The organism is Corynebacterium sp. HMSC036E10 (assembly GCF_001836265.1).
GTDB lineage: Bacteria > Actinomycetota > Actinomycetes > Mycobacteriales > Mycobacteriaceae > Corynebacterium > Corynebacterium coyleae.
On sequence record NZ_KV827977.1, the window covers coordinates 362,089 to 386,940 of the forward strand.

The 24,852-nt window shown below is 60.4% G+C and carries 19 protein-coding genes; 6 read left to right on the forward strand and 13 right to left on the reverse strand.

The features are described from left to right. The first annotated feature begins 226 nt into the window (after positions 1–226). A complete protein-coding gene (locus HMPREF2736_RS05655; protein ID WP_070829063.1) occupies positions 227–2,422 on the forward strand; it encodes an acyltransferase family protein in 2,196 nt (731 codons plus the stop codon). Between the two features lie 58 nt (positions 2,423–2,480). Here HMPREF2736_RS05655 and ffh read toward each other — a convergent pair whose 3' ends face one another. Both ffh and ftsY read right to left on the reverse strand, forming a co-directional pair. Continuing rightward, positions 2,481–4,109, reverse strand: coding sequence for a signal recognition particle protein (gene ffh, locus HMPREF2736_RS05660; RefSeq protein WP_070422388.1), 1,629 nt, complete (start codon positions 4,107–4,109; stop codon positions 2,481–2,483). 111 nt (positions 4,110–4,220) lie between these two features. Then, positions 4,221–5,900, reverse strand: coding sequence for a signal recognition particle-docking protein FtsY (gene ftsY / locus HMPREF2736_RS05665; RefSeq protein ID WP_246822064.1), 1,680 nt, complete (start codon positions 5,898–5,900; stop codon positions 4,221–4,223). Positions 5,901–6,090: 190 nt separating this feature from the next. Between ftsY and HMPREF2736_RS05670 the strand changes: the two genes are divergently transcribed. Continuing rightward, positions 6,091–7,581, forward strand: coding sequence for an HNH endonuclease signature motif containing protein (locus HMPREF2736_RS05670; RefSeq protein WP_070422248.1), 1,491 nt, complete (start codon positions 6,091–6,093; stop codon positions 7,579–7,581). 29 nt (positions 7,582–7,610) lie between these two features. Here the strand turns inward: HMPREF2736_RS05670 and smc are convergent, their stop codons facing one another. From smc to gdhA, 9 genes are read right to left on the reverse strand one after another with little or no spacing between them, the layout of a single operon-like run. Then, positions 7,611–11,069, reverse strand: a complete 3,459-nt coding sequence (gene smc, locus HMPREF2736_RS05675) for a chromosome segregation protein SMC (RefSeq protein WP_070829064.1) — start codon at positions 11,067–11,069, stop codon at positions 7,611–7,613. A 31-nt stretch (positions 11,070–11,100) separates the two neighbouring features. Beyond that, the gene (locus tag HMPREF2736_RS05680) at positions 11,101–11,385 is read right to left on the reverse strand and encodes an acylphosphatase (protein ID WP_070829065.1); all 285 of its coding nucleotides are present in this window, start codon (positions 11,383–11,385) and stop codon (positions 11,101–11,103) included. 18 nt (positions 11,386–11,403) lie between these two features. After that, positions 11,404–12,885: an alanine/glycine:cation symporter family protein gene (locus HMPREF2736_RS05685; RefSeq protein WP_070570032.1), complete on the reverse strand. Its 1,482-nt coding sequence runs from the start codon at positions 12,883–12,885 to the stop codon at positions 11,404–11,406. Between the two features lie 52 nt (positions 12,886–12,937). Continuing rightward, entirely contained in the window at positions 12,938–13,444 is a 507-nt protein-coding gene (locus HMPREF2736_RS05690; RefSeq protein WP_070422244.1) for a flavin reductase family protein, read from the reverse strand. A gap of 10 nt (positions 13,445–13,454) precedes the next feature. After that, positions 13,455–14,276 carry a bifunctional DNA-formamidopyrimidine glycosylase/DNA-(apurinic or apyrimidinic site) lyase gene (mutM, locus tag HMPREF2736_RS05695; RefSeq protein ID WP_070829067.1) on the reverse strand — a complete coding sequence of 274 codons (822 nt, stop codon included), beginning with the start codon at positions 14,274–14,276 and terminating at the stop codon, positions 13,455–13,457. Then, complete coding sequence (gene rnc / locus HMPREF2736_RS05700) at positions 14,269–15,036, reverse strand: ribonuclease III (RefSeq protein WP_070450962.1); 768 nt, start codon at positions 15,034–15,036, stop codon at positions 14,269–14,271. The genes mutM and rnc overlap by 8 nt, the downstream gene beginning before the upstream one ends. Continuing rightward, positions 15,033–15,569 (reverse strand): YceD family protein, encoded by a 537-nt coding sequence (locus HMPREF2736_RS05705; protein WP_070570036.1) that lies wholly within the window; start codon positions 15,567–15,569, stop codon positions 15,033–15,035. Before HMPREF2736_RS05705 ends, rnc begins: the two co-directional genes overlap by 4 nt. 34 nt (positions 15,570–15,603) lie before the next feature. Further along, the gene (locus HMPREF2736_RS05710; protein ID WP_070422240.1) at positions 15,604–16,338 is read right to left on the reverse strand and encodes a DivIVA domain-containing protein; all 735 of its coding nucleotides are present in this window, start codon (positions 16,336–16,338) and stop codon (positions 15,604–15,606) included. 26 nt (positions 16,339–16,364) lie between these two features. Next, the gene (gdhA, locus tag HMPREF2736_RS05715; RefSeq protein ID WP_070422239.1) at positions 16,365–17,711 is read right to left on the reverse strand and encodes an NADP-specific glutamate dehydrogenase; all 1,347 of its coding nucleotides are present in this window, start codon (positions 17,709–17,711) and stop codon (positions 16,365–16,367) included. Between the two features lie 111 nt (positions 17,712–17,822). On the opposite strand from gdhA, the gene HMPREF2736_RS05720 reads away from it, so the two are divergent. Next, positions 17,823–18,950, forward strand: a complete 1,128-nt coding sequence (locus HMPREF2736_RS05720; protein ID WP_070422238.1) for a glycerate kinase — start codon at positions 17,823–17,825, stop codon at positions 18,948–18,950. Here HMPREF2736_RS05720 and HMPREF2736_RS05725 read toward each other — a convergent pair. After that, entirely contained in the window at positions 18,920–19,309 is a 390-nt protein-coding gene (locus HMPREF2736_RS05725) for a hypothetical protein (protein ID WP_070422386.1), read from the reverse strand. The genes HMPREF2736_RS05720 and HMPREF2736_RS05725 overlap by 31 nt on opposite strands. Positions 19,310–19,349: 40 nt before the next feature. Between HMPREF2736_RS05725 and HMPREF2736_RS05730 the strand changes: the two genes are divergently transcribed. The 3 genes from HMPREF2736_RS05730 to HMPREF2736_RS05740 are packed head-to-tail and all read left to right on the forward strand — an operon-like array spanning position 19,350 to position 24,375. After that, positions 19,350–20,702 (forward strand): DUF4921 family protein, encoded by a 1,353-nt coding sequence (locus tag HMPREF2736_RS05730; RefSeq protein ID WP_246822065.1) that lies wholly within the window; start codon positions 19,350–19,352, stop codon positions 20,700–20,702. Between the two features lie 7 nt (positions 20,703–20,709). Continuing rightward, positions 20,710–21,963: an amidohydrolase gene (locus HMPREF2736_RS05735; protein WP_070829069.1), complete on the forward strand. Its 1,254-nt coding sequence runs from the start codon at positions 20,710–20,712 to the stop codon at positions 21,961–21,963. Between the two features lie 21 nt (positions 21,964–21,984). After that, complete coding sequence (locus HMPREF2736_RS05740; protein ID WP_070829071.1) at positions 21,985–24,375, forward strand: glycogen/starch/alpha-glucan phosphorylase; 2,391 nt, start codon at positions 21,985–21,987, stop codon at positions 24,373–24,375. On the opposite strand, the gene HMPREF2736_RS05745 is transcribed toward HMPREF2736_RS05740, so the two are convergent. Continuing rightward, a complete protein-coding gene (locus HMPREF2736_RS05745) occupies positions 24,372–24,830 on the reverse strand; it encodes a GNAT family N-acetyltransferase (RefSeq protein ID WP_070450949.1) in 459 nt (152 codons plus the stop codon). The genes HMPREF2736_RS05740 and HMPREF2736_RS05745 overlap by 4 nt on opposite strands. Between the last annotated feature and the right edge of the window lie 22 nt (positions 24,831–24,852).

The following is a 24,852-nucleotide window of genomic DNA, read 5'->3' on the forward strand; positions in this document are numbered from 1 at the left end:
TGTCGTGCCAAACGCCAACAATGACGTCAGACAACCTTTGACACCTTACGGGCTAAAACCCCAAGACACCAAACTCCCACACGGCAATGCCTTGCAATGCCCCGGTGTGGCTGGTTCGGTCATGCAAAGTTCAGACTGTATGGTCTTTACCGATTGCGACGCGCATTGCCAGCTGCAATACACGTCGCCTGTAACGAAATAGAAGTAGTTGACAAGGTTGGACACGATGGCAGGACAATCGGCACAGTCGACAAAAGGCTCGACCGCATACCGCGTCGACCTCGATGGGCTGCGTGGATACGCCATCGCACTCGTCGTCCTGTTCCACGTCTTCGTCGGACGTGTCTCTGGTGGCGTCGACGTCTTCCTGCTGCTGTCCGGTTACTTTTTCCTTGGCGGGCAACTGCGATACGCCCTGCGTCCGAACCCAAACCTGAACCCGTGGTGGCCTCTGTGGCGCACCATCCGCCGACTCGTACCGGCGCTCGCACTTGTCATCGTTAGCGTTGTCCTTCTCGTTCTCGCGTTTACGCCAGAACTGATGAGCCAGCAGCTCGCGAGCCAAGTCACAGCGTCGATGCTGTACTACCAAAACTGGGAACTCATCGCCCAAAATGCCGACTACGCTGCAGCAAGCCAGGAAACATCCCCGCTACAGCACCTGTGGTCAATGTCGGTCCAGGGCCAGTTCTACATCTTCGGCATCCTCATGGGCACCCTATTGGCTGTTGCAGTATCGAAGCTCAAAGCCAACCCTGTCTGGGCACGGCGCGTAGCTATCGGGGTGCTGGCGCTCATCACTATCGCCTCCTTCGCCTGGGCCTCCCGCTTCGGTTTCGTCGGCACCGGCGCCAACTACTACTCCACGTTCTCTCGCGCATGGGAACTCTCCCTCGGCGCACTGCTCGCCTTCGTACCAGCCGAGCGATTCTTCCCACAGCGTTTCGCCTGGTTCACTGCGCTACTCGGCGTCGCAATGATCACCATCACCGGCATCGTTATCCCAACGTCGCTCGCATTCCCCGCCCCCCTCACACTGCTGCCACTGACCGGTGCCGCACTGGTCATCCTGTCAGGCAACAGCAACGCTGTCTCCGGCGTGCTGGCATCTGCACCCATGACCTGGCTGGGCAAGATCGCTTACTCGCTCTACCTTTGGCACTGGCCGCTTTTGATCATCGTCACCGCCCTCGGCGGATACGCCGTTCCCCCAGCATGGCTCGGCGCATGTGTCATCGCCGTGTCCCTCGCCCTCGCACACATCACCCACATGCTGGTGGAAGATCCACTACGCCAGCATCGTGCGCGCCCGCGTGCCATGGATACGCCGGTGCGCGACGCGGGGTCGTCGCTACGCACGTGGCCCGGAAAATTCCGCGCAACGGGTGGTGTGCTCACCGCCGCTTTGTTTGCCGCAGCACTTGCCATCCAGCCAATCTGGAACGATCGTATCGACGACGCCGACAAACCCCTCGACCCCGCCATCTACCCAGGCGCACTCGCACTCGCCGGCGCCGAAGTCCCCGACGTCGAAGCCCGACCAGACCCGAACCTGGTTGCAGGCATCTACCCACCAATCGGGCTGGACAACTGCATGGTCTTCCTCCCCGAAGGCCCAGACATCATGCCGGGACCTCACTGCGTATACGGTGACCTGGAAGCCGACACCACCATCGCACTGGTCGGCGGCTCCCACATCGAACCATTCGGCATCCCACTGGACATCCTTGGCAAACGCCACGGCTTCAAAGTTGCAACATTCGTGCGCCAAGAATGCCCACTCGTCGTCGGAGGCCCCTGGGACCCCGCCAACGCCGACATTGTCTCGCCAGAATGCGCAGAATGGGGCGAGAACGCGTTCGCAGAACTCGTCGAACTCAACCCTGCCATGGTGATCTCCACCTCCACACGCCCCGCAGGTCACGCAGGCGGTGGCATCGCCTCTCAGGACTACGTGCCTGACGCATACGCAAACTTCTGGCAACGCCTCGCTGAATACGGCATCCCATTCGTCGGCCTGCGCGACAACCCATGGATGTTCGACCCCGACGGCGACCCAATGGACCCCAACCTGTGCCTCGTAGCCGGATACTCCGAAGCCGACTGCTCCATGGACGCACACGTGGTCTACTCCCCTGAAGACCCTGCGAAGTACTTCCTCGACGGCGGCTACAACCAGTGGGAAATCGACACCGCCAGCTGGTACTGCATCGACGGCATCTGCCCGCCACAGATCGGCAACATTTACATCTACCGCGACCAGAATCACATCTCCAACGCGTACGCCGAATCGCTCGCCCCATTGATGTGGGAAGAGCTCACCCCGATCTTCAACAAGCTTGGGCTTATCGACGACACCACGCTGGCCCCCGAAACCGCCACCGACTCTGCCCAAGATGGCGAAGAGGCCAACACCCTCTAAAGTGCTGGCCTCTCCCCCCTTTGATCTGTGAAGCGTTCGCGCTGCGGCGCGCTGCGCGCTAGAAGAACTTCCCCTTCTGCATACGCTTCATCGCCTCGTTGAAATCGAGGTTGTTGAGATCCATGCCCTGCATGCCCGCAGGAAGCTGGCTCTGCAACTTTTCCAAATCCTTCATATCCGGCATACCGCCACCCATGCCCGGCATTCCTGGCATTCCTGGCATCCCTGGCATCTTCGGCATGCCCTGATTTCCACCGCGCTTCACCGGCTTGCGCTTGCCGTTCTTGCCCCGGCGCCCCTTCGGCTTCTTCTTGGTAGCGCTTCGGCCCATGCCAGGCATACCCGGCAAGCCGAACTGGCTGGCCATCTGCCCCATCATCTTCTTCGCCTCGAAGAAGCGCTCCACCAACTGGTTCACATCCGAGACCTTCACACCGGAACCGTTAGCGATGCGCTTGCGGCGCGATGCGTTCAAAATCTTCGGATCCTGGCGCTCCTGAGGAGTCATACCGCGAATGATGGCCTGGATACGGTCGAGCTGCTTCTCGTCGACCATGTCCGCCATCTGGTTCATCTGCTTGCCGCCAGGCATCATCTTGAGCAGGTTGCCAATCGGCCCCATGCGACGAATCATGAGCAACTGGTCGAGGAAGTCCTCCAGTGTGAGTTCGCCGGAAGCCAACTTGGTTGCGGCTGCCTCAGCGTCCTGCTCGTTATAAGTCTGCTCAGCCTGCTCAATCAGCGACAGCAGATCACCCATGCCGAGAATACGGCTGGACATGCGGTCCGGGTGGAACACGTCGAAGTCGTCGAGCTTCTCGCCAGACGACGCAAACAGAATCGGCTTGCCCGTGACCTCACGGATGGACAGCGCGGCACCGCCACGGGCGTCGCCATCAAGTTTGGTCAGTGCAACACCAGTGAAGTCGACGCCAGCAGCGAACGCCTCGGCGGTAGACACCGCATCCTGACCGATCATCGCATCAATAACGAAAATGACCTCATCCGGATTCACTGCATCACGGATGTTGCGGGCCTGAGTCATCAGGGTCTCATCGATACCGAGGCGGCCCGCAGTATCGATGATGACCACATCGTTTTTGTTCTGCTTGGCGTGCTCAATACCCTGCTGCGCCACCGCAACCGGATCACCGTGCGAGGTGCCCATCTCGTGCTCATACGAGTCGATGGACGTACCCGGATCCGGGGCAAACGTCGGCACACCAGCGCGCTCACCAACAATCTGAAGCTGCTGCACCGCACCCGGACGCTGCAAGTCACACGCCACCAACATCGGGGTGTGGCCCTGCTTAGCCAAGTGCTTAGCCAACTTACCTGCCAGGGTGGTCTTACCAGCACCTTGCAGACCGGCGAGCATAATCACGGTCGGCGGGTTCTTCGCCAAATTCAACCGGCGAGTCTCACCGCCGAGAATGTTTGTCAGTTCCTCATCAACAATCTTGATGACCTGCTGCGCCGGATTCAGCGCTGCCGAAACATCGGCACCGAGGGCACGCTCCTTGACGCGCTTAATAAACGCACGCACAACCGGAAGCGACACGTCCGCCTCCAGCAACGCGATACGAATCTCGCGAGCCGTGGCGTTAATATCCTCCTCGGTGAGCTTGCCCTTGCCTCGCAGACCACCCAGGGCTGATTGGAGGCGGTCGGACAGTGACTCGAACACGGTGTGCACGCTCCCTTTTGCTTCTAGCGGAAAAGAATCCCCACAAGACTAGCGCGCGCCCCGGGTGATGGGCACATCACCGGGGGCGCGGGGTCGTCGACAAGCAAGCGCTTAGCCGAGAAGAGCGTCGACGAAACTCTCAACCTCAAACGGCGCAAGATCGTCCGCGCCCTCACCAAGACCAACCAGCTTTACCGGCACACCAAGTTCCTCCTGAACCTGGAAAACGATACCGCCCTTGGCGGTGCCGTCGAGCTTGGTCAGCACCACACCCGTGATGTCAACAACCTCACGGAAGACACGCGCCTGCGCAATGCCGTTCTGCCCCACCGTCGCGTCGAGCACCAGCAACACCTCATCGACGTTGCTCTTCTTCTCCACGACGCGCTTGACCTTGCCCAGCTGATCCATCAGACCCGTGGAGGTGTGCAGGCGGCCCGCCGTATCGACGAGCACCACATCAGCACCCTCGTCAACACCAGTTGCCACAGCATCGAAGGCCACCGAAGCCGGGTCCGCACCCTCCTTGCCACGAACCGTGGAAGCGCCGACGCGCTTGCCCCAGGTCTCCAACTGGTCCGCAGCCGCCGCGCGGAACGTATCCGCAGCACCAAGCACCACCGAGTGCCCCATAGACACGAGCACACGAGCAAGCTTGCCGGTAGTCGTCGTCTTACCGGTGCCGTTGACACCGACAACCAAGATCACGGCCGGTTTGCCGTCATTCGGCATCGCCTTAATCGAACGGTCGAGCTCCGGACGGGCAGCCTCAATCAGAGTTTCGCGCAGCATCCCACGAGCCTGCGCTTCGTTTTCCACACCACGCTCAGCGATCTTCTCGCGCAGGTTGTCCGTGATCTTCATCGTCAGACCCGCACCGATATCGGCCAAGATCAGCGTGTCTTCAATCTCCTCCCACGCGTCCTCGTCCAGATCGCCAGCGGAAAGAATGCCAAGCAGACCCTGGCCGATGGCGTTCTGAGAACGGGAAAGGCGGCCACGAAGCTTGCCCATGCGACCTGCTGCTGGAGCGATGTCATCGATCGGTTCGCTCGCGGGGGCCTCAACAACGACAGCCTCATCGGAAACCTCAGCGCCATCCTGGAGCGCCTCTTCAGCACCCTCTTGAGCCACTACAGCAGCCGCAGCAGCCTCCTCTGCCTCCGCCGTGTCTGGTGTGGCTGGCGCATCGGGCGTTTCCGATTCGGCCTCAGGGGTTTCTGCCTCATCGACAGCAGGTTCCGGCTCCGGTTCTGGAGCTGGCGCCGACTCTGCGACGGGTTCCTCCACCGGCTCTGGAGCTGGCTTCGGCTCTGCTACCGGCTCAGGTTCTGGTGCCGGCTCCGGTTCTGGCACGGCACATTCTTCAACGACAGGCTCCTCCACAGGCCGCTCGGACGGCTCTGGCTGATCTACCTCCGTGCTGGTGGTGTCGTCGACAAGCAATGGCTCTTCATCAGGCGCAACTGCTTTCTCGATAACAGTCTTCGGCTCCTGCTCGGCCTTTTCAGGCTCGACTACCGGCAGAACCGGCTGGTCACGACGAATCGGCTCCGGCTGCTTCGGCTGAGCATCCGCCGGTGCGAAATTGAAACCGCCCTTCGCCTGATAATTGCCGGATTTCTCCTGCTGAGTGAGCTCCTTCGGCTCCTCCGGCTTCTCAAACGAAACGGTCTTCGACTCCTTGCGCTTCTTCCCCGCAACGACGATGCCCACGATGATCAGCACGGCAACGACGACCGCAACCGCCACCCAAAGGGCCGGGGAGTTCATCAACTCAGTGGTATTCATGCGTTCTAGTGTGCCAGCCGCCACGACACAAGGTGGAACAGCAATAGACACATTGCTTATCGACGAATCAACGCTGCAGGTCAGGCCCATCCATACGAACGGGTGTTCGAATGCGTGGCGATCGTGTCGGCCTGGTCTGTAGCTTCATTTTCAACTCAGTTAGCAGCACACGTAGCCGAGAGGGGGACCCATGACAACCATCATCGACCAACACGTCAACCAGATCACCGCTGGACTAGAAGCGCTATCCAACCTCATGATGGAACCCGACTCCCTCCACCTCCTCGGCACCCACCAAGCAATAGAGCGGCTACACGGCTCATTGCCACTGCTCGGAAACGTCAACGCCGCCTTCGCACATCTCTGCACAAGGGACAACGCCGGATCCCTGGTCGGCGCCAACCATCCCGTGGAATACCTCACGCAACGCCTCGGCCTCTCCCGTGCTCAGGCGTTCGACCTCCTCAACCACGGCAAGCGCCTCTTCGGCGAGCCCGATATCCCAGCCCCACCAACTAACCCGGAACAAACCGAAGAGGAAAAGCGCGCCGCAGAAGAAGAAGCACAACGACGCAAAGAACAAGAAAAGAAAGCCCAGGAACGCGCCCGCAAGGCTGCACGAGAAAAGAAAGCCTCCGAAGAAAAGAAGCGCATTATCTCCAACGCGCTCAAGGACCTCAACGAACACGCCAACCCGGGCTACCTCGAGTGCTACTCCCAAGCCATGGAAGCCGCAGCACGCATGACCCCCGAAGAGCTCCGGAAGTTCGTCACCGACCTCGTCCGCAAAGCCAACCGCGCGGGGCTGGACTACGAAAAGAAAAAGGACCCCCTAGCCGCGTTTAAAAAACGAGGCATCTCCTTCGGACCCACCGATGCAGACGGCGGCTCCTACGCCCGGCTCTACCTCGACGCCGCATCACGCGCAAAATTCGAAGCAGCCCTCGCCGCCGGAGAAGCCCCTGGCTCTCACCTACCCGACGGCTCCAAAGACACCCGCACGAAACAACAACGCCGCTTCGACCAACTCATGCACATCCTGGATAACTACTCCCAGGCACGTATCACGCGCGACCGCGGCATCGGAACCGTTGTGGTGACACTGACCCTGGAAGATCTGGTCGGTGCTGATTGGCAAACACGCTTTTCCACCAATACCAGTGTGGATCTCACTGCCCTCGACATTCTTCACCTGGGCTTAGCAGGAGACACTTTTGCTCTCCAACTCGACTCTGCAACCGGTGTGCCACTATCACTCGGACGCGCCCGCCTCGCGTCGATTGAACAGCGCCTCGTCCTACTCGCTACCCAAGGTGTCTGCGCCTGGAACGGGTGCACCAAACCTGGCGTCGAACTCGAAGCCCACCACCTGCAGTCCTACCTCCACGGAGGTGTCACTGACCTCAATAACCTGATACTGCTATGTCGCGAACACCACAGATGCAACAACGACAACAGAGACGGAGCCGGTGGTAAGGGACACTTCGAAAAAGACCCCGACACCTGGGACATCACCCACCATCCAGCCGACGGCGGGCCACCGACCACGACCAGCACATGGCAGTTCGAACAGTCACCCGGTCAGCGGCATAAACGAAAAATTCGGGACAAACACCCAAGTTTCGACGACCAAGAACTACCGGGAACAGATCCACCCCTGTTCGCACCGGACACCGGGTAGCCATCTTGCGCTGTGCTACGCCCCAGATGCTACACCCCAGGCGCTGCACCGGCAGGTTGCATGCGTTGAGACAGCACTCGAGTGACGCCATCGCCACGCATAGTCACGCCATAAAGCACGTTCGCAACATCCATCGTTGGTTTCTGGTGCGTGATCACAATGAGCTGCGAATCCTGACGGAGTTCCTCCAGAAGGGCAATGAGCCGGCGCAGGTTGACGTCGTCGAGCGCCGCCTCAACTTCGTCGAGCACATAAAACGGACTTGGACGCGCACGGAAGATAGCGACCAGAAACGCCAAGGCTGTCAGCGATTTTTCACCACCGGAAAGCAGCGAAAGCCGCTTGACACGCTTCCCCGGTGGCCGGGCCTCAATTTCAATGCCGGTGGCCAACATGTCGTCTGGCTCGGTGAGCACCAAGCGCGCCTCACCACCCGGGAAGAGCGTCTGGAACACTCGCGGGAACTCGGCCTCCACATCCGTCCAGGCATCGGTGAACAACTGCAAGATCTGTGCGTCAACGTCCTCGATCACACCAGTGAGGTCTTTGCGCGCCTGAATAACATCATCAAGCTGCGTAGAAAGAAACGAATACCGCTCCTCCAACGCCTTGTATTCCTCCAAGGCCAGCGGGTTGACCTTACCCAGCGCGCGCAGATCCTTTTCTGCCCGCTTGAGACGTTTCTCTTCTGCTTCGCGGTCAAAGTCCTCACCTGGGGTGTACCCATCAAGCAGATCGGCTACGGCGATGCCCAGGGTGGAGGTGATGTTGGCTTCGGCTTCGTCGATACGCACCTGTGCTTGCGAGCGGGCAATATCGGATGCGTGTGCGTTGTCGGTCAATCGAGACAATTGTTGGCGCGTGGCATTGACCTGCTGACGAGCTTGCTGCAACTGTCCCTGCAGGCTCGCCGTCTGGGCGGAGAGCTCATCGCGTTGCGCCGTCGCGCGTGCCAACGCGTCCTCGATTCGGGCGGCAAGGTCGCGCGCGTGCTTCTCGACGACCCCCGCTAGCTCTGCCTCTGCTCGACGCCTTGCCATCGCAGCGTCATGGCGGGCTTTCGCCTGACGTTCTTGCTCGGCTTGGCGGCGTAGCGCGTCTCCCTTGCCCACTTCCGCCTCTGCCCGCTGTTGTGCAGTACGCGCGGCGAGAACGGCCTCCATTTCCATGGATTTGATGTGGTTTAGCGCGTTTCGGGCAGCGTCGCGTTCGGCAGATGACGGCTCCTCGGGTGAGGCGGATACGTCCGTGTCCACTCGGGTGAGGCGGTCGCGAGTTTCTTCCAGTTCGGTGCGGCGTTGCGCAAGCCGTGCGTCAGCTTCGTTGGCGCGCTGCGCAGCTCGTTCGTGCTCCGACTTGTTCGCTTCAGCTTGCTTGACCAAGCGGGTGCGATCGCGTCGCCAGGCTTCGAGTTCGGTGTCGTGTTCTCGAAGAGACGCACGCGCCGACGCGGCGTTGACTCGGGCTTCTTCCGCCGCAACCTTCGCACCTTCAAACGTGCCTGCGAGTTCGCTGAGTTGTTGGCGGGCCGTTTCAAGTTCCACGCGAGCAGCCTCGATGCGGGCGGAGACTTCAACCGTGGTTGTATGCCCGGAGCCGGCTGCGATCCAGCCTTCGCCGACAAGTACGCCGTCGTGTGTGACGGCTCGTAATCTCGGGTCTTGTTCGACGACGGCACGAGCCAGCTCAACATTTTTTGCGACCACAGTGTCAGCGAGCAAACGTGTCACCGGACCAGCCACTGCATCGTCCAGCGTGACGTGGTCGAGCAGCCAGTCCACCTCAACGTCGGTCTCCAGGCGCCATGTGGAGCCGCCTCGCTTATCGACGACCACCGTACGACTCGCATTCCCCAACCGCGACACGGTCTCGTCGGACACATCACCTGCGAGCGCTTCGGCATAGTCGCCGAGGGCCGCCGCAAGCGCTGTTTCCAAACCTGCCTCTGTAGTCAGCAAACCCGCTAGCGGTGAGAAACCGTCGAGCAATTCGGCGGCATCCATTTTCGGCGTCTGCTCAGACAGCGTTGCAATGCGCGATTCAAGCGTTGCTACGTTGCGTTCGTGTTCGCGCTGCTCAGCACGAAGTTGCTCTAGGCGCTTCTCTGCAGCGTCAGATTCGGTGTGGGCGCGGGCGAATGCGGCGTCGAGTGGAGCGCGTTCCGCCTGAAACGCCGCGATGCGTTCCTCAACGGACACAACCTCAGCGTCAGCTTGGCGTGCACGTTCACGGGTTTCTTGAAGCGTCTCGTCGAAACGCCGAATCTCCTCCTCAGCAGCTTCAACCGCTTGCGCCTGCGATTCTTCTTGAGCAAGCAGTCGCACTACGCCTTCGCGACGGTCCGCGATCGCACGCACCTGCGCCATGTGTTCGCGCTCAGCTTCATCGAAAGCTTCCTGTCGTTCCGCGACTTCTTCTCGTACCGTTTCCAGCTGTTCTGCTGCTTCTTCGGCTGCTTCGACGGCTTCCGCGTAGCGTTCGTCGGCAATCCGTGCCCGTGCTTCGAGGTCTTCCGGGTCTTGCCCGGCATAGGCAACATCGGCGTTGTGGCTCCGAGCACGCTCCGATGCGATGCGTTCCGTAGCACTCGCCCGTTCCGCCAGCGTCGATAGCGCAAACCACACCTGCTGTGCTTCTTGTGCTTTGGGCTGTACTTCCTGCTGCTGTGCTTCGATGCTCTCCTGCGCTTCGGTGTATTCCTCGAGTTGCGCGGTAACGGTTTCTACCTGTTCTTCGAGGAGTTCGGCGGCGCGGGCGGCGTCGGAAAGCTTCGCTCGCAAACGCACGACTTGGTCACCTGCGAGTTTGAGTTTGGCGTCGCGCAGTTCGGCCTGCACCGCCGCCCCACGCTTCGCGGCTTCTGCCTGCCGCGCCAACGGTTTGAGTTGCTTGCCCAGTTCGTCGGTGAGGTCGGTGAGGCGATCCAGGTTCGCCTGCATGCCGACAAGTTTGCGCTGTGCCTTCTCTTTACGACGACGGTGCTTCAGTACACCAGCGGCTTCTTCGATAAACGCGCGACGTTCTTCAGGGCGCGAATCAAGGATTTCGGAGAGTTTGCCCTGGCCGACAATGATGTGCATTTCGCGGCCGATACCGGAGTCGGACAGCAGCTCCTGAATGTCCATGAGACGTGCTTTGGAGCCGTTGATTTCGTATTCGGACGCACCGTCGCGGAACATGCGGCGAGTGATTGCTACATCGGTGTAGTCGATGGGCAATCGTTTGTCGGTGTTGTCGAAAGTAAGCGTGACTTCGGCACGTCCGAGTGGTTTGCGCCCGCCGGCACCGGCGAAGATGACGTCTTCCATCTTCCCGCCACGCAGGTTTTTCGCACCTTGCTCGCCCATCACCCACGCGAGTGCATCGACGACGTTGGATTTTCCCGAGCCGTTCGGCCCGACGACGGCGCAAATGCCCGGTTCGAATTTCATGGTTGTCGCGGACGCGAAAGACTTAAATCCTTTGAGCGTCAGCGATTTCAGGTGCATTCGCGCAATATTACCCGCTCGGGCGCGGCTTTTAGCGTTCGTCGAACCCTACCGCACCCTTCGGTGCGCTGTACTGGGCTTGCACATGGTTCACGCGCCCAGGGCGCCCCGAACCAGAGGGTGTTTCCCGCAAGAGCGTTTCAAGCTTTTCGACGCCACCCTGCTCCCCCTCCGCAACCACTTCAACGCGGCCATCTGCAAGGTTCTTGGCGTATCCCGCAAGCCCAAGTTCGAGGGCGCGGGAGCGTGTCCACCAGCGAAACCCAACCCCCTGGACTTCGCCGTGGACGTGGGCGGTCATGCGTTTCTCAGCCATACCGCCCGAGAATACAACTTAGATGCGGTCGTCTGCGCTGCGTCGGGTGACGGGGTCGGAGCCGTCCCAGAACTCAACGTTCTTGACTTCCGGCAGCATGTCGCGGTGGAAGACAGGGTCTTCTCCTCGGCGACGCTGTTCGTTGTAGTTCTTCAGCAGCTTCAGCGCTACCCCGCCGAGCGGAACGATTGCGATGATGTTGAAAAGCGCCAGAAGACCGGCCATCGTGTCGCCGAGGGCCCAAACGAGCGGCACAGATCCGAACGCACCGAAGATGACGAAGCCGAGAACAACAATGCGGAACGTGGTCAACGCGGACTTGGAGTCGGTGAGGTACTGCAAATTAGCTTGCGCCAAGTAGTAGTTACCGATCACGGAAGAAAACGCCAGGAAGAACAGGATGAACGTGATGGCGTGTGCGCCCCAGGCGCCGACAGAATCGGCGAGTGCAGACTGCGTCAGCGAGGCACCCTGGATGTCATCGCGGCCATAGGTGATTGCGGGGCCGAGCAGCACAACAAACGCGGTGATGGAGCACACGAGCAGGGTGTCAAAGTACACGCCGAGGGCCTGCACAAGTCCCTGCTTAACGGGGTGAGACACGGTCGCAGTCGCGGCAGCATTTGGTGCCGAACCCATGCCTGCCTCGTTGGAGAACAAACCACGACGCATACCGTGTGCGAAGGCTGCGCCAACGGTCGCGCCCGCAACCTGCTTGAGGCCGAGAGCGTGGCCAACGATGAGTTCGAACATGCCTGGGATCTCGCGCCAATTGATCACCAGCACCGCGAGGCCAATCAAGATGTAGGCACCGGCCATGAACGGAACGATCACCTGGGTCCAAGATGCAATGCGGGTAACGCCACCGAAGATGATGAGCGCGGTGAGTGCGGCGACGACACCCGCCACGATGGTTTTCACAGCGACAGAGTCGTTGCCCAACGAACCGGAAACCGCTTCAGCAATCGAGTTGGTTTGGATGGCGTTGTATACAAAGCCGTAAGTGATGGCGAGGAAGGCAGAGAACAGCACCGCGAGTGGCTTCCATCCGAGGCCCCGGGTCATGTAGTAGGCCGGACCGCCGTGGTAGTTGCCGTCGCTGTCCTTGGTTTTCCACAGCTGGGCCAGCGTGGATTCGACGAATGCGGTCGCACCACCGAGCAAGGCGAGCATCCACATCCAGAACACGGCACCCGGGCCACCGATGGAGATTGCCAGTGCGACACCGGCGATGTTGCCGGTGCCGACACGAGAGGCGGCAGAGATGGTGAAAGCCTTGAAGGCCGACAAGCCACCGTACTCTTCATCGAGGTCTCGACCTTCGCGGTCTTTGCCCTTCGGGGTTTCTGCAACGGCTTTGAGCATGTCCGGGAACATGCGGATTTGAACGAATAATGTGCGCAAGCCGAAGTAGATGCCGGCAGCAACGAGGAACCACGGTACGAGGCTCCAAATCACGCCATTGAGCGATCCCTCGACAAATGAGGTAGCTGAATCCATGGCGGGCAGCTTATCCCTGGGTTGTCTCAATTACCCAACGTGATCGAGCGCACTACCCCTCTATGGATTTGGTCTGTACCTCTCCGGGTTGGATTGGCCCGTGGGTGCCAAACTCGCGTTGCCAGTACAGCAGCGGGCAGTTTGCGGTAACTTCGGTGGCAGTGACGTCAACCAAGACGAGGAAGTGGTCCCCTGCTTCGATGATGCGGCTAACGTTGCCGGCGATCCAGGTGTGGTCGCCGGCAAGTTTCGGTGCGCCGTCGGCAATGCGCCAATCCACCCCCGCGAAACGATCCTCGAGCTTGTCAGCGAACCTGCGCGCCAACTCGTTCTGTTCGGTGGACAGCACGTTGATACCGATCGGTGAGCCGATCTCCAACCTCGCGAGCAGCGATGACTTCTGGTCTAGCGAGACCAGCACCATCGGTGGTTCGAGAGAAAGTGACATGAATGCGCTGACCGTTGTGCCGTGTGCCGATGCTTGCGTCCCTGTCGTCACAATGGCAACTGCAGCGGCAACCTGGGACATCGCGACTTTGAACGTCTGCTGATCAACCATGTCTTCTAACCTAGAGCACTTGGCAAACCGGGCAGTAATAACTGGAACGGCCGTTGATCACGGTGCGGGCGATCTCCGTTCCGCATCGCGCACAGGGTTTTCCGGCTTGACCGTATGCATTGAGAGAGCGTGCGAAGTATCCGGAGGCTCCGTTGACGTTGACATAGAGGGCATCGAAGCTCGTTCCGCCTTGCTCGAGCGCCCGGGCCATTACGTCACGCGATGCCTCAAGCACTGCTTCGGCGTCGCGTTGTCGCATGGTGCGCGCTTTACGCCAGGGTTTGAGGTTTGCAGACCACATTGCTTCATCGGCGTAGATCGAGCCGATTCCACTGACGATTTCTTGGTTGAGCAGCACCGTTTTCAGAGCCGAGTTTTTTCGGCGCATCGCGCGCGCTGTCTCTCGCACATCAAATGCATCCTCGAAAGGGTCCGGCGCAATATGGCCCGCAGGACATGGCACCCCGTCGACAAGGTCGGTGTATTGCCAGAATCCGAACGTGCGCTGGTCGACGAAACACAGCTCGCATGTGCCCATGTCTGCGCAAATTCGTAAATGCGGCGATGTCACTTCGCCATGCTTTGCGACGAGCATCTGCCCGCTCATCCTCAAATGCACCAGCACCGCTGCCCCATTGTCCAGCAGTAGCCACAAGTACTTGCCCCGTCGGCCCGTATCCACGACGGTACGTCCCGGCAGCACTCGCTCAAGATCAACTTCGTTGCCACGCGATGCACGTGGGTGAAGCACTTCGACGCGGCCGAACGTGAGGCCGACTATGTGTTGTTGGAGCCCTCGGCGGACCACCTCTACTTCTGGCTGTTCAGGCATGTCCCAGGGTGGCCTCGGCAGCGTGGTCGCGCAGGTATACCAGTGCCTGTTGCGCTGCTTCCTGTTCCGCGAGTTTCTTGTTCGGCCCCACGCCCTTACCTCGCACGACACCGTTGATCAGCGTTTCGGCGTGGAAGGTTTGCTCGTGGTCCGGACCGGTCGCCTCAGAGCGATACTCTGCAACAGGGAGCTTCAGTTCTGCCACACGAACTTGCAGTGCGGTCTTCCAGTCCTTGTTCTTTTTGCTTACCGTGGCGTGACGCAGTTTCTCGTCAAAAAGCCGCAGGATCACGTCGCGGGCAGTCGCGAATCCATGCTCGAGATATATCGCGCCGAGCACAGCCTCTGTTGTGTCGGCAAGAATCGACTCTTTATCGCGCCCACCAGTCAGTTCTTCACCTTTGCCAATGAGAACGTGCTGGCCGAGGTTGATCTCACGGGCGATGTCGGACAAGCCGTAACGCGACACAATCGCTGCGCGCATTGGAGAAAGATCGGACTCGGGACGCGACGGGTAAAGCTCAAAGAGCTTAGTTGCCACGGTCAGACCTAAGATGGCGTCGCCGACGAACTCGAGTCGCTCGTTGTTGGGCAGTTGGTTGTGTTCGTTGGCGAACGAGCGGTGAGTCAGCGCAAGTTTGAGATTGTCGCGCTCGATGTTGACGCCCAGTTTTTCCAGCAGTGGCGCATGGTCTACTGCCCCATAGGCGTCTTCCCATGCTTGTTCGGCGTTGGCGGGTTTCCTGCGTGAACGGCTCACAGGAACTTCTCCAGATCTGCCCAACGCGGGTCGACGAGGTTGTTTTCTTCACCCGATACACCGTCCGGCACGGGAACGTCGGTATCTCCGGCGCATTCTGGCTGGCAGGACGGGTTGAACGGCAGGTTAAGCCCAGCTTCGTTCACAAACCCTTGCTCTAGGTCGACAGTATCGCCTTCGACACGGGCAATTTCGTCCCCCGAGCCACGGTCTTCTTCTTCCTCTGCGTCTCCGGTGATGAAATCATCTGAAGTGGAAAACACTTCGGAGATCTGGAGCGTTTCGGTGGGGGTCAGATCTTTAAGGCAGCGCACACACTGGCCTACAAATTCGGCAGTCAGGGTCGCATCGACCATGATGCCGGAGCCAAGTGGGGTCAGGGTGGCTTCTATCTTGACCTCTCGGCCTTCAGGAATAGCGATCATTTCCGGGCCGATACGCGACGGGGATGGCCCCGTCTGCGTCAGGGTTTCCGGCAGTCCGTCGCCTTTGAGGACGCCGGAAACATCAAATACGAAAGGATTGTTAGCCATAGCCCTTTCAGACTACAACGAATCGCTTCCCTTGCTAGTACTCGTCGGCTTCACCCTGGCCACGGCGAGCGCGGTCTGCACCGGAGACGCCCGCCCCACGACGCAGCGCGGAGCGGTCGGTGGAGACAGTGCGCAGCACGGTGTTGAGGGTCTCCTCGAACTCTGCGAGCTTGGAGTCGACATAGTCGTCGCACTCTGCGCGCAGGCGGGAGGATTCAGCGTGTGCGTCTTCGACGAGGCGATGTGCCTCTTCGTCTGCGCGACGCATGACCTCAGACTCGGAGATCAAGCGCTTCTGCTCCTTCAGGCCCTGGTCGACGGAGCGCTGGTATTCCTCGTTGCCGGTTTCCACAAGGTGATCGGCTTCGCGCTGAGCACTGTTGATGGTGGTTTCTGCAATGTCGCGAGCGCGGGTGATCATCATGTTCGACTCTTCCTCGGCGCCCGAGACGAGTCGAGTTGCGTGGTCCTGGGCGTCCGACAGCACCGTCTCCGATTCGGCTTGGGCGTCGGAAACGATGCGACGGGCGTCCTCTTCGGCGTCGCCAACGAGAACGTCGGCGCGTTCCTGGGCCCCGCGCAGGATTTCGTCCTGCTTGTCCAGAACGTCCTGGGCATCGTCTAGATCGCCGGGCAGGGCGTTGCGGAGGTCGTCGAGAAGAGCGAGCATCTCATTGCGGGGCACCATGCAGTTGGAGGTCATCGGCACGCCGTAGGCCTGCTCCATCGTCTGCACTAACTCATCGAGGGCTTCAAAAACGCGGTACATAGTTGCACAGCGTACTGGATGAAGCTCTAAATCACGCCTTGCGCCAGCATCGCGTCGGCAACCTTTTTAAACCCAGCGATATTTGCGCCCACAACATAGTCGCCCGCGCGGTCATATTCTTCCGCGGTTCGTGCAGCGGTCTTGAAAATGTTGGACATGATGCGCTGCAGACGGTCGTCGGTGTATTCGAAGGACCAGGAGTCACGGGAAGCGTTTTGCTGCATCTCCAGCGCAGAGGTAGCAACACCACCGGCGTTAGCCGCTTTACCTGGGCCGAAAGAGACCTTATTAGCCCGGAAGACCTCGGTCGCTTCGTGCGTGGACGGCATATTGGCGCCCTCCGCGACGTACTTCACACCGTTGTCGACGAGGCGTTGGGCATGCTCGCCGTTGAGCTCATTTTGGGTTGCGCACGGCAACGCCACGTCAGCTTCGAGGTCCCAAATGGAGCCGTCGGTGTGGTAGGTCGCCCCGGTGGCTTCTGCGACATAGTCGGAAACGCGTCCGCGACGGTTTTCCTTGATGTCGATCAGGAGCTCAGTATCAACCCCATTCGGGGTCTCCACCCAACCGGAGGAGTCGGAGAAGCCAACGACAGTTGCACCAAGCGCCTGCGCCTTCTTGATCGCATAGGTGGCAACGTTGCCGGAGCCAGAGACAATCACGCGTGCACCGTCAATGGATTCGCCGTTGGTACGCATCATTTCGTCGGTGAAGTACACAGCGCCGTACCCCGTGGCTTCCTTGCGCACGAGGGAGCCACCCCATGTCAGCCCCTTACCGGTGAGCACGCCCGACTCGTGCTGGTCCACCAGGCGGCGGTACTGGCCAAACAGGAAGCCGATTTCGCGCCCACCCACGCCGATGTCACCCGCGGGGACGTCGCGGTATTCGCCGATGTGGCGCCACAGTTCAGTCATGAAGGATTGGCAGAAGCGCATGATTTCGGCGTCGGACTTGCCCTTCGGGTCGAAGTCGGACCCGCCTTTGCCGCCGCCGATGGGCAGACCGGTGAGCGAGTTTTTGAAGATCTGTTCAAAGCCAAGGAATTTGATGATGCCCAGGTTCACGCTCGGGTGGAATCGCAGACCGCCCTTGTAGGGGCCAAGTGCAGAGTTGAACTGGACACGGAAGCCGCGGTTGACGCGCACGTTGTTGTCATCGTCGATCCACGGGACGCGGAAGATGATCTGACGCTCCGGCTCGCAGAGGCGCTCGATGAGGCCGTAGTCGGCGTAGTGCGGGTCTTTTTCCAGGACGATCTTCAGCGAGTCGAGCACCTCGGCAACTGCTTGGTGGAACTCGGGTTCTCCCGCGTTTCGCTCGAGCACCCTGTCGTAAAAACTCGCAACTTCCTGGTCGATTGCACTCATGGGACCCCGCCTCCAATTTCTATAGGCTTGCAGAATTGTTTACCGGAAAGATGCTACAACACATCTCGCCCGCCCGCGGAATTTTGCGGTCTTCCGGTTAAACTTGCCCGCATGTCTTCCTCTTTCGACCCGGCTCCGTCGCCGAAAATCGTCATCGCCCCGGATTCGTTTAAGTCCACTGCTACTGCGCAGGAGGCTGCTGAATGGCTGGCAGAGGGTGTGACAAGCGTGATCCGCGATGCCCAAATCATCCTTGCCCCGATGGCCGACGGTGGCGAGGGCACGTCCGCGTTGTTTGAGGGGGAACGCATTTGCTTACCGACGACCACAGCAGACGGTCGCCTTACCGAGGCCGAATACACATTCCACGCCCCCTCCTCCACCGCCTATATCGATGTGTCTGCTGCTTCTGGGTTGCCCGCTGTGGAAAAGCCGGTCCCGCTGACCGGCGACACTTACGGCACCGGTGTGCTCATCGCTGATGCGGAGACCCGCGGCGCGAAACGTATCGTGCTTGGTCTCGGTGGCACCGCAACGGTCGATGGCGGTACCGGCATTCTGGTGGCGCTCGGTGTCAACCCCCTCGACGCTGCTGGCTATCAGCTAAAACCTGGCGGTGGCGCTTTGGAAAACCTTGCGGATTTCGACACTGCCAAAGTCAATGTCCCTGCTGGCGCTATGGAGTGGGTGCTGCTCACTGACACGTCTGCACCAGCAACAGGCCCGAACGGTGCAGCTCACGTGTTTGGCCCACAAAAGGGCGCTACCACCGACGATGTTGAACTCTTGGATCGTGGCCTTGCTCGACTGTGCGAGGTCGCAGAGATCGACCCCACAACCCCGGGGCTTGGTGCGGCGGGCGGCGTGGGCATCGGCCTGACATGGCTTTCCACCATGCTGCACGGGACCGATTCCCACGTGCATATCGTGCCCGGCGCGCGCGTTGTCGCAGATTCCAACGGGCTGACTGAGCAGATCGATGGCGCTGCGTTGGTGATCACCGGCGAAGGTCGCTTCGATGGACAGACAGGCACCGGCAAGGTGGCGTCTGTGGTCGGCGAGCTTGCTGCGGAAGCAGGTGCGGTATTCGCGATTGCTGCAGGGCGTTTCGACGAGCAGCCCGCCGACGGAACTCTCGCAGTGACGCTGCCCGAGATTGACGACGTCCGCGAGCAGCTCGTTCGCGCCGGTGCGGAGATTGCGGTCGCTTACCTCAACACTTCAACTGTCCAGGGATAAATCGACGGGGCCTCGAACTTGTCCTGGTCCTCGAGCGCCACGGGGTCGCGTGGCAGGTCGCGCTTGGGGGTCAGGATGCGTGAGAGCCCCATAGCGAGGCGGTTAATACTGTCCGCGCCTTCGGACTCGATGCGGTAGCGGTGGATTTCAGCGTCGTCTGCTGGCTCGCCGCGGTCGTGTTCATAGGTTTCGGCGAGCTGGGCGTGCACGGTGTCGTCGATACGCACTTGCTCCATTGTCACGCTGCCGGAGGTGAGCATCTCGCGGCGCACCAGGATGTCGAGGGCGCGCTGGAATGCGTCGCGTACCTCTGGAGCTGCCGCGGGTGGGACGAGGACGTCGAATTGAATGACAGACATGGGCATAAGGCTAGACGCTCGGGGCGGTAGGGTGTCGTTCATGTCTCACGCTGCTGTCAACCCGACGCCCGCGCAGCACACAGCGCTGCAACGTATGAAGGACGGCACGTTAAAGCAGGTCAATCCGTTCACCGGAACCCATGTGTGGACGGTGCCTGGCCGTGGCAACCGTCCGCTTCACCCCCAGCCGAACGAACCTGCAGCACTTGGCCCCGGCGCGCACACCGATACGTGTAATTTCTGCGCGGACCGCATGCTGCATACTCCCCCGGAGCGTTCGCGACTGGTGACTACCAGCACGGGTTTCGACATTCTGCGCAATGTCATGCCGGATGAACTCGATGCGACACAGGCCGACTTTCGGCGCGTGCCCAACCTGTTCGAGATCGTTTCTTACGACTACTGGCGCGAAAACTATGGTGCGGAAATGTCAAAAGATTGGCAGGAGCACATGGAGCGCTACCTGTCGGACCCGTCTGGCCGACACCACGTGTTGGATATTGTGCGCACGCGCTTGTCTGCGTCGGGTCAGGATCCGGATCTGCCGGACGAGCAACTGCTCAGCATCGCGCCTGCTTATTTTGGTGGTGGGCACGACGTCATCATTGCAAGGCGGCACTTTATCGACGACGCCCGCGACACCTCCGACCTCGCAGGCTCAGGCTCGCTCACTGCGGATGAGCATTACCAGTTCATCGCCTTCACCGTCGATTCGTTGCACGACCTCATCACTCACCACCGTCACGCCCGCTATGTTGTGGTGTTTCAAAACTGGCTCGCCGCAGCCGGCGCGTCCTTTGAACACCTGCATAAGCAGTTGGTTGCTATCGACGAGCATGGCGTCAACGCTGAGTCCGAAATCGCCAAGTTGCAGCAGCACCCGAACATGTACAACGACTGGGGTGTGAACCCCGCTTTCGACAACAACCTGGTCATCGCGGAGAACGACCACGCCGTCCTAGTTGCCGGTGTGGGGCACCGCTACCCCACGATGACGGTGTATTCGAAGTCGGAAGCATGCGAGCCATGGCTGCACACTGACGACGAGGTCCGTGCCATGTCGGACCTGCTCCACGCCGCACACGCCGCGACCGGTACCCGTGTGGCCACGAACGAAGAGTGGCACTACAAACCACACGATGTCGAGGTGCCAATGCCGTGGCGTATCAATGTGAAGTGGCGCATCTCTACTGTTGCGGGTTTTGAGGGCGGCACGCAGATCTTCGTCAATACGCTTTCGCCCTTTGATGTCCACGACCGCGTCACCACGGAACTGGAGCGCTTGCGTGCCGTGGGAGCGGTCGCGCCTAGTATCCGTATAGGCCAAGAATGCACGCCTAGGCCGAACGTGCTGCGCTATACCCAAGGTTTGGCCCCGAACGTAGAGAGGTAACGAGACTATGAGCAACATCGCCGACATCTTGGATACGTACCAGGTTGATGCAGCCTGGCAGCGCCGACTCTACGAGGAACTGCACGCTAACCCGGAGCTCTCCATGCACGAGGAGGAGACCTACCAGCGAATCCTGCATGAGTTGAAGCCGCTTGATTGCGAGGTTGTTGCCCCGATTGGCAAGTACGGCATCTGCGCAGTCTTTCGCAACGGCGAAGGCCCGACAGCGCTCTACCGCGCCGACTTTGATGGCCTTCCGGTCACGGAGCGCACCGGCGTACCGTTCGCTTCCCGCAAAGTGGTCACCACTGCGGATGGGCACACGACCGGCACGATGCACGCTTGCGGCCACGACATCCACACCACGGCTCTGCTGAGCTTGTGCCACGTCATGGACAACACGCGCGACCACTGGTCGGGCACGTTTATCGCATTGTTCCAGCCTGGCGAGGAGCTGGCTGCGGGCGCCCAAGACATGGCCGATGGCGGCCTGGCTGAGAAGGTGCCCACCCCGGACGTGGTGTTGGGCCTGCACGTGATGCCTGGTCGCGCTGGCGAGGTCATGTCCAAGCCCGGCCCGCAGTTCGCTGCTTGTGATTCGATCAGGGTGCACATTCCCGGCCGTTCGGCCCACGGTTCGATGCCGCACAACTCGGTGGATCCCACGTTTACTGCCGCGATGATTATCGCTCGTCTGCAGGCGATTGTGGGGCGTGAGGTCAATCCGGCGGATTTCGCGGTGGTCACCGTCGGCAGCATGAGTGCTGGGCGCGCGATCAATATCATTCCAGGGTCGGCGGAGTTGGTGCTCAACTGCCGTTTCTACGACGACAAGGTCAAGGCACGCGTGTATGCCGCCATCGAGCGTGTTGTCCATGCCGAGGTAGCTGCCTCGGGCGCGGAGGGCACGGCTGGCATCGAGTACTTTGCTCACGGCGAACTGTTGGACAACGACGAGGCGGTCTTTTCCGCAGTGCGCGCGAACTTCGATGCGGTGTTCGGTGAGGAGTCGGTCACGTCCGATCCGAAGACGGTTTCCGAGGACTTCCCGATCATCGGTCAAACGTTTGGGGCGCCGTACCTCTTCTGGCTCATCGGTTGCACCCCGCGCGACGTGTGGGATCGTGCTGTCGAGGAGGATCGGGTTGCCGAGGATGTTCCGGTCAACCATATGCCGAACTTCCTGCCGGATTATGAGCCCACGATTTCTGCTGCCACACGCTCGGCCGCAGTTGCTGTCTTGACCTACCTAGCTGGCTAACTGGCGGTACGCTTGGGCGCCATGACGTTCTCCAAGCAGTCACCCGCATTTGAGCAGACGATCGCAGGCCATGTCCGTGGCTTTGCCGGCAAGTCGCCGCAAGCCGCAACCGTAAAGAAGTTTTGGACCGGCTTGTCGGCCGCTGTCGTTGAGCAGATCGCCGACGATTGGGATGAAACTCGCAACACCTACCGCAAGACTCGTCGCGCTGCGTATTTCTCGGCGGAGTTTTTGCAGGGCCGTGCGCTGCTGAACAATCTGACGAACCTTGGGCTCGTCGATAAGGCTGAGGCGGTGACCCGCGAGTTGGGCCACGATCTCTCCGACGTGTTGGAGGCAGAACACGACGCGGCACTGGGCAATGGCGGGCTCGGCCGCCTCGCCGCCTGCTTCTTGGATTCGGCAGCGACGCAGGACTATCCGCTGACCGGCTATGGCCTGCTGTACCGCTACGGGTTGTTCCGCCAGGAGTTCGAGGACGGCTTCCAGCGCGAGCACCCGGACCGTTGGAAGGAATCGTTCTACCCGTTTATCGTGCGTCGTGGCTCTGAGCAGCGCATTGTTCATTTCGACGACATGGATGTGCGCGCAATTCCGTACGACATGCCGATCACGGGTTACGGCACGAACAATGTGGGCACACTGCGTCTGTGGGACGCTTCCCCGATCGATGAGTTCGACTATGACGCGTTCAATTCTCAGCGCTTTGCCGACGCGATCCTTGAGCGCGAGGCTGTCCACGACATCACGCGTGTGCTCTACCCGAACGACACCACGTACGCCGGCAAGTTGCTGCGCGTGCGTCAGCAATACTTCTTCGTGTCTGCATCGTTGCAGGAACTTATCGACGACTACCGCGCCGCCCACGGCGACGACCTGCGCAACTTCCACAAGTACAACTCGATCCAGCTCAACGACACACACCCGGTGCTCGGCATTCCTGAGCTGATGCGTTTGCTTATGGACGAGCACGGACTCGGCTGGGACGACGCCTGGGAAGTCACCACCAACACGTTTGCCTACACCAACCACACGGTGCTGCAGGAGGCGCTGGAGACCTGGGAGGAGTCCATCTTCAAGCAGCTCTTCTGGCGCATCTGGGAGATTGTGGAAGAGATTGACCGCCGTTACCGCCTTGATATGGAGGCACGTGGGGTTGATCCAGAAACGGCGCACCACCACTCCCCGATCCACGACGGTCGCGTCCACATGGCATGGATCGCCTGCTACGCCTCCTATTCGGTCAATGGTGTGGCTGCGCTTCACACGGAGATCATCAAACGCGACACGCTCGGCTTCTGGCACGGGCTGTATCCGGAACGTTTTAACAACAAGACCAACGGTGTGACCCCTCGCCGTTGGTTGCGTATGTGCAACCCGCGCTTGTCCGAGCTGTTGGACCGTCTCGCGGGTTCGGACGAGTGGGTTACCGACCTTTCCAAGCTGCAGGAGCTACGCCACTTCGCGGACGACCCGGATATCATGCGCGAGCTGCGCGAGATCAAGGCAGCGAACAAACGTGACTTCGCCGGATGGATCAACGCCCGCCAGGGTGCGGTGATCGACCCGGACTCGATCTTTGACACCCAGATCAAGCGTCTGCACGAGTACAAGCGCCAGTTGATGAACGCCCTGTACATCCTGGATCTGTACTTCCGGATCACCAAGGATGGCGAGCACAACATTCCGAAGCGCACGTTCATCTTTGGTGCGAAGGCGGCCCCGGGGTACGTCACGGCGAAGGGCATCATCAAGCTCATCAACACCATCGCAGACCTGGTGAACAATGATCCGGTTGCTTCCCAGTACATCCATGTGGTCTTCGTGGAGAACTACAACGTCTCCCCCGCCGAGCAGATCATCCCGGCAACGGATGTTTCCGAGCAGATTTCCACCGCTGGCAAGGAAGCCTCGGGCACGTCAAACATGAAGTTCATGATGAATGGCGCGCTCACGCTGGGCACGATGGACGGCGCGAATGTGGAGATCGTCGATGCTGTTAGCGAGGACAACGCCTACATCTTCGGCGCCCGCGAGGAGGACCTGCCGGAGTTGAAGGCGCACTACAACCCGCGCCAGGTTGCGGAGCAGACCCCAGGGCTCATGCGCGCACTCGATGCGCTTGTCGACGGCACCTTGGATGACCGTGGCACCGGCGCATTCCACGACATTCGCGCATCGCTTCTCGACGACAACGGCTACGGCGAGCGCGACGTCTTCTACGTCTTAGGCGACTTCGCTGATTTCCGTGCGACTCGCGACCGTATGGCCGCTGACTACTACGCCGACCAGGACGAGTGGGCGCGGAAGTGCTGGATCAACATTTGCGAGTCGGGCCGGTTCTCCTCCGACCGCACCATCCGCGACTACGCCGACGAGGTCTGGAAGATCAGCCCAACCCCGATCAACTAATCGCGCACCATGCGTTTGGTGGTGATCTTGTCCCGCTCATGGGTTTTCGACTCACCATCAAACGCAAAGCCTTGCTTGGTGTAGAAGGCCTGGGCGCGGTCGTTGAAGTCTGCCACCCAGAGGAATGCTGGTTCGCCGGGGTGGATGACGGCGTCGAGAAGCTTCGGCGCCACTCCGGTCCCTGCTGCGTCCTCGAGCAGGTACAGGTTGCGAAGTTCGGTGCGCTCGCCTGGGATGCCGTACGCCAACCCGATGATCTTTCCGTCAAACTCCGCGATTGCGACGCGGCCGTTCGGGTTGCGGAAGTACTCGACCCACTGTTGTTCGAGTGCTGCGTGATCGTCGAGGACGTCGTCGTCAATATGCCCCCGGAATGCTTGGGCACGGGAGCGGTAGTGCATGTCGGCAATGGCGATGGCGTCTTGTGCGCTTGCTTGTCGGATGCTGGCGTCCATGCGCGTCAACGCTATACGATTC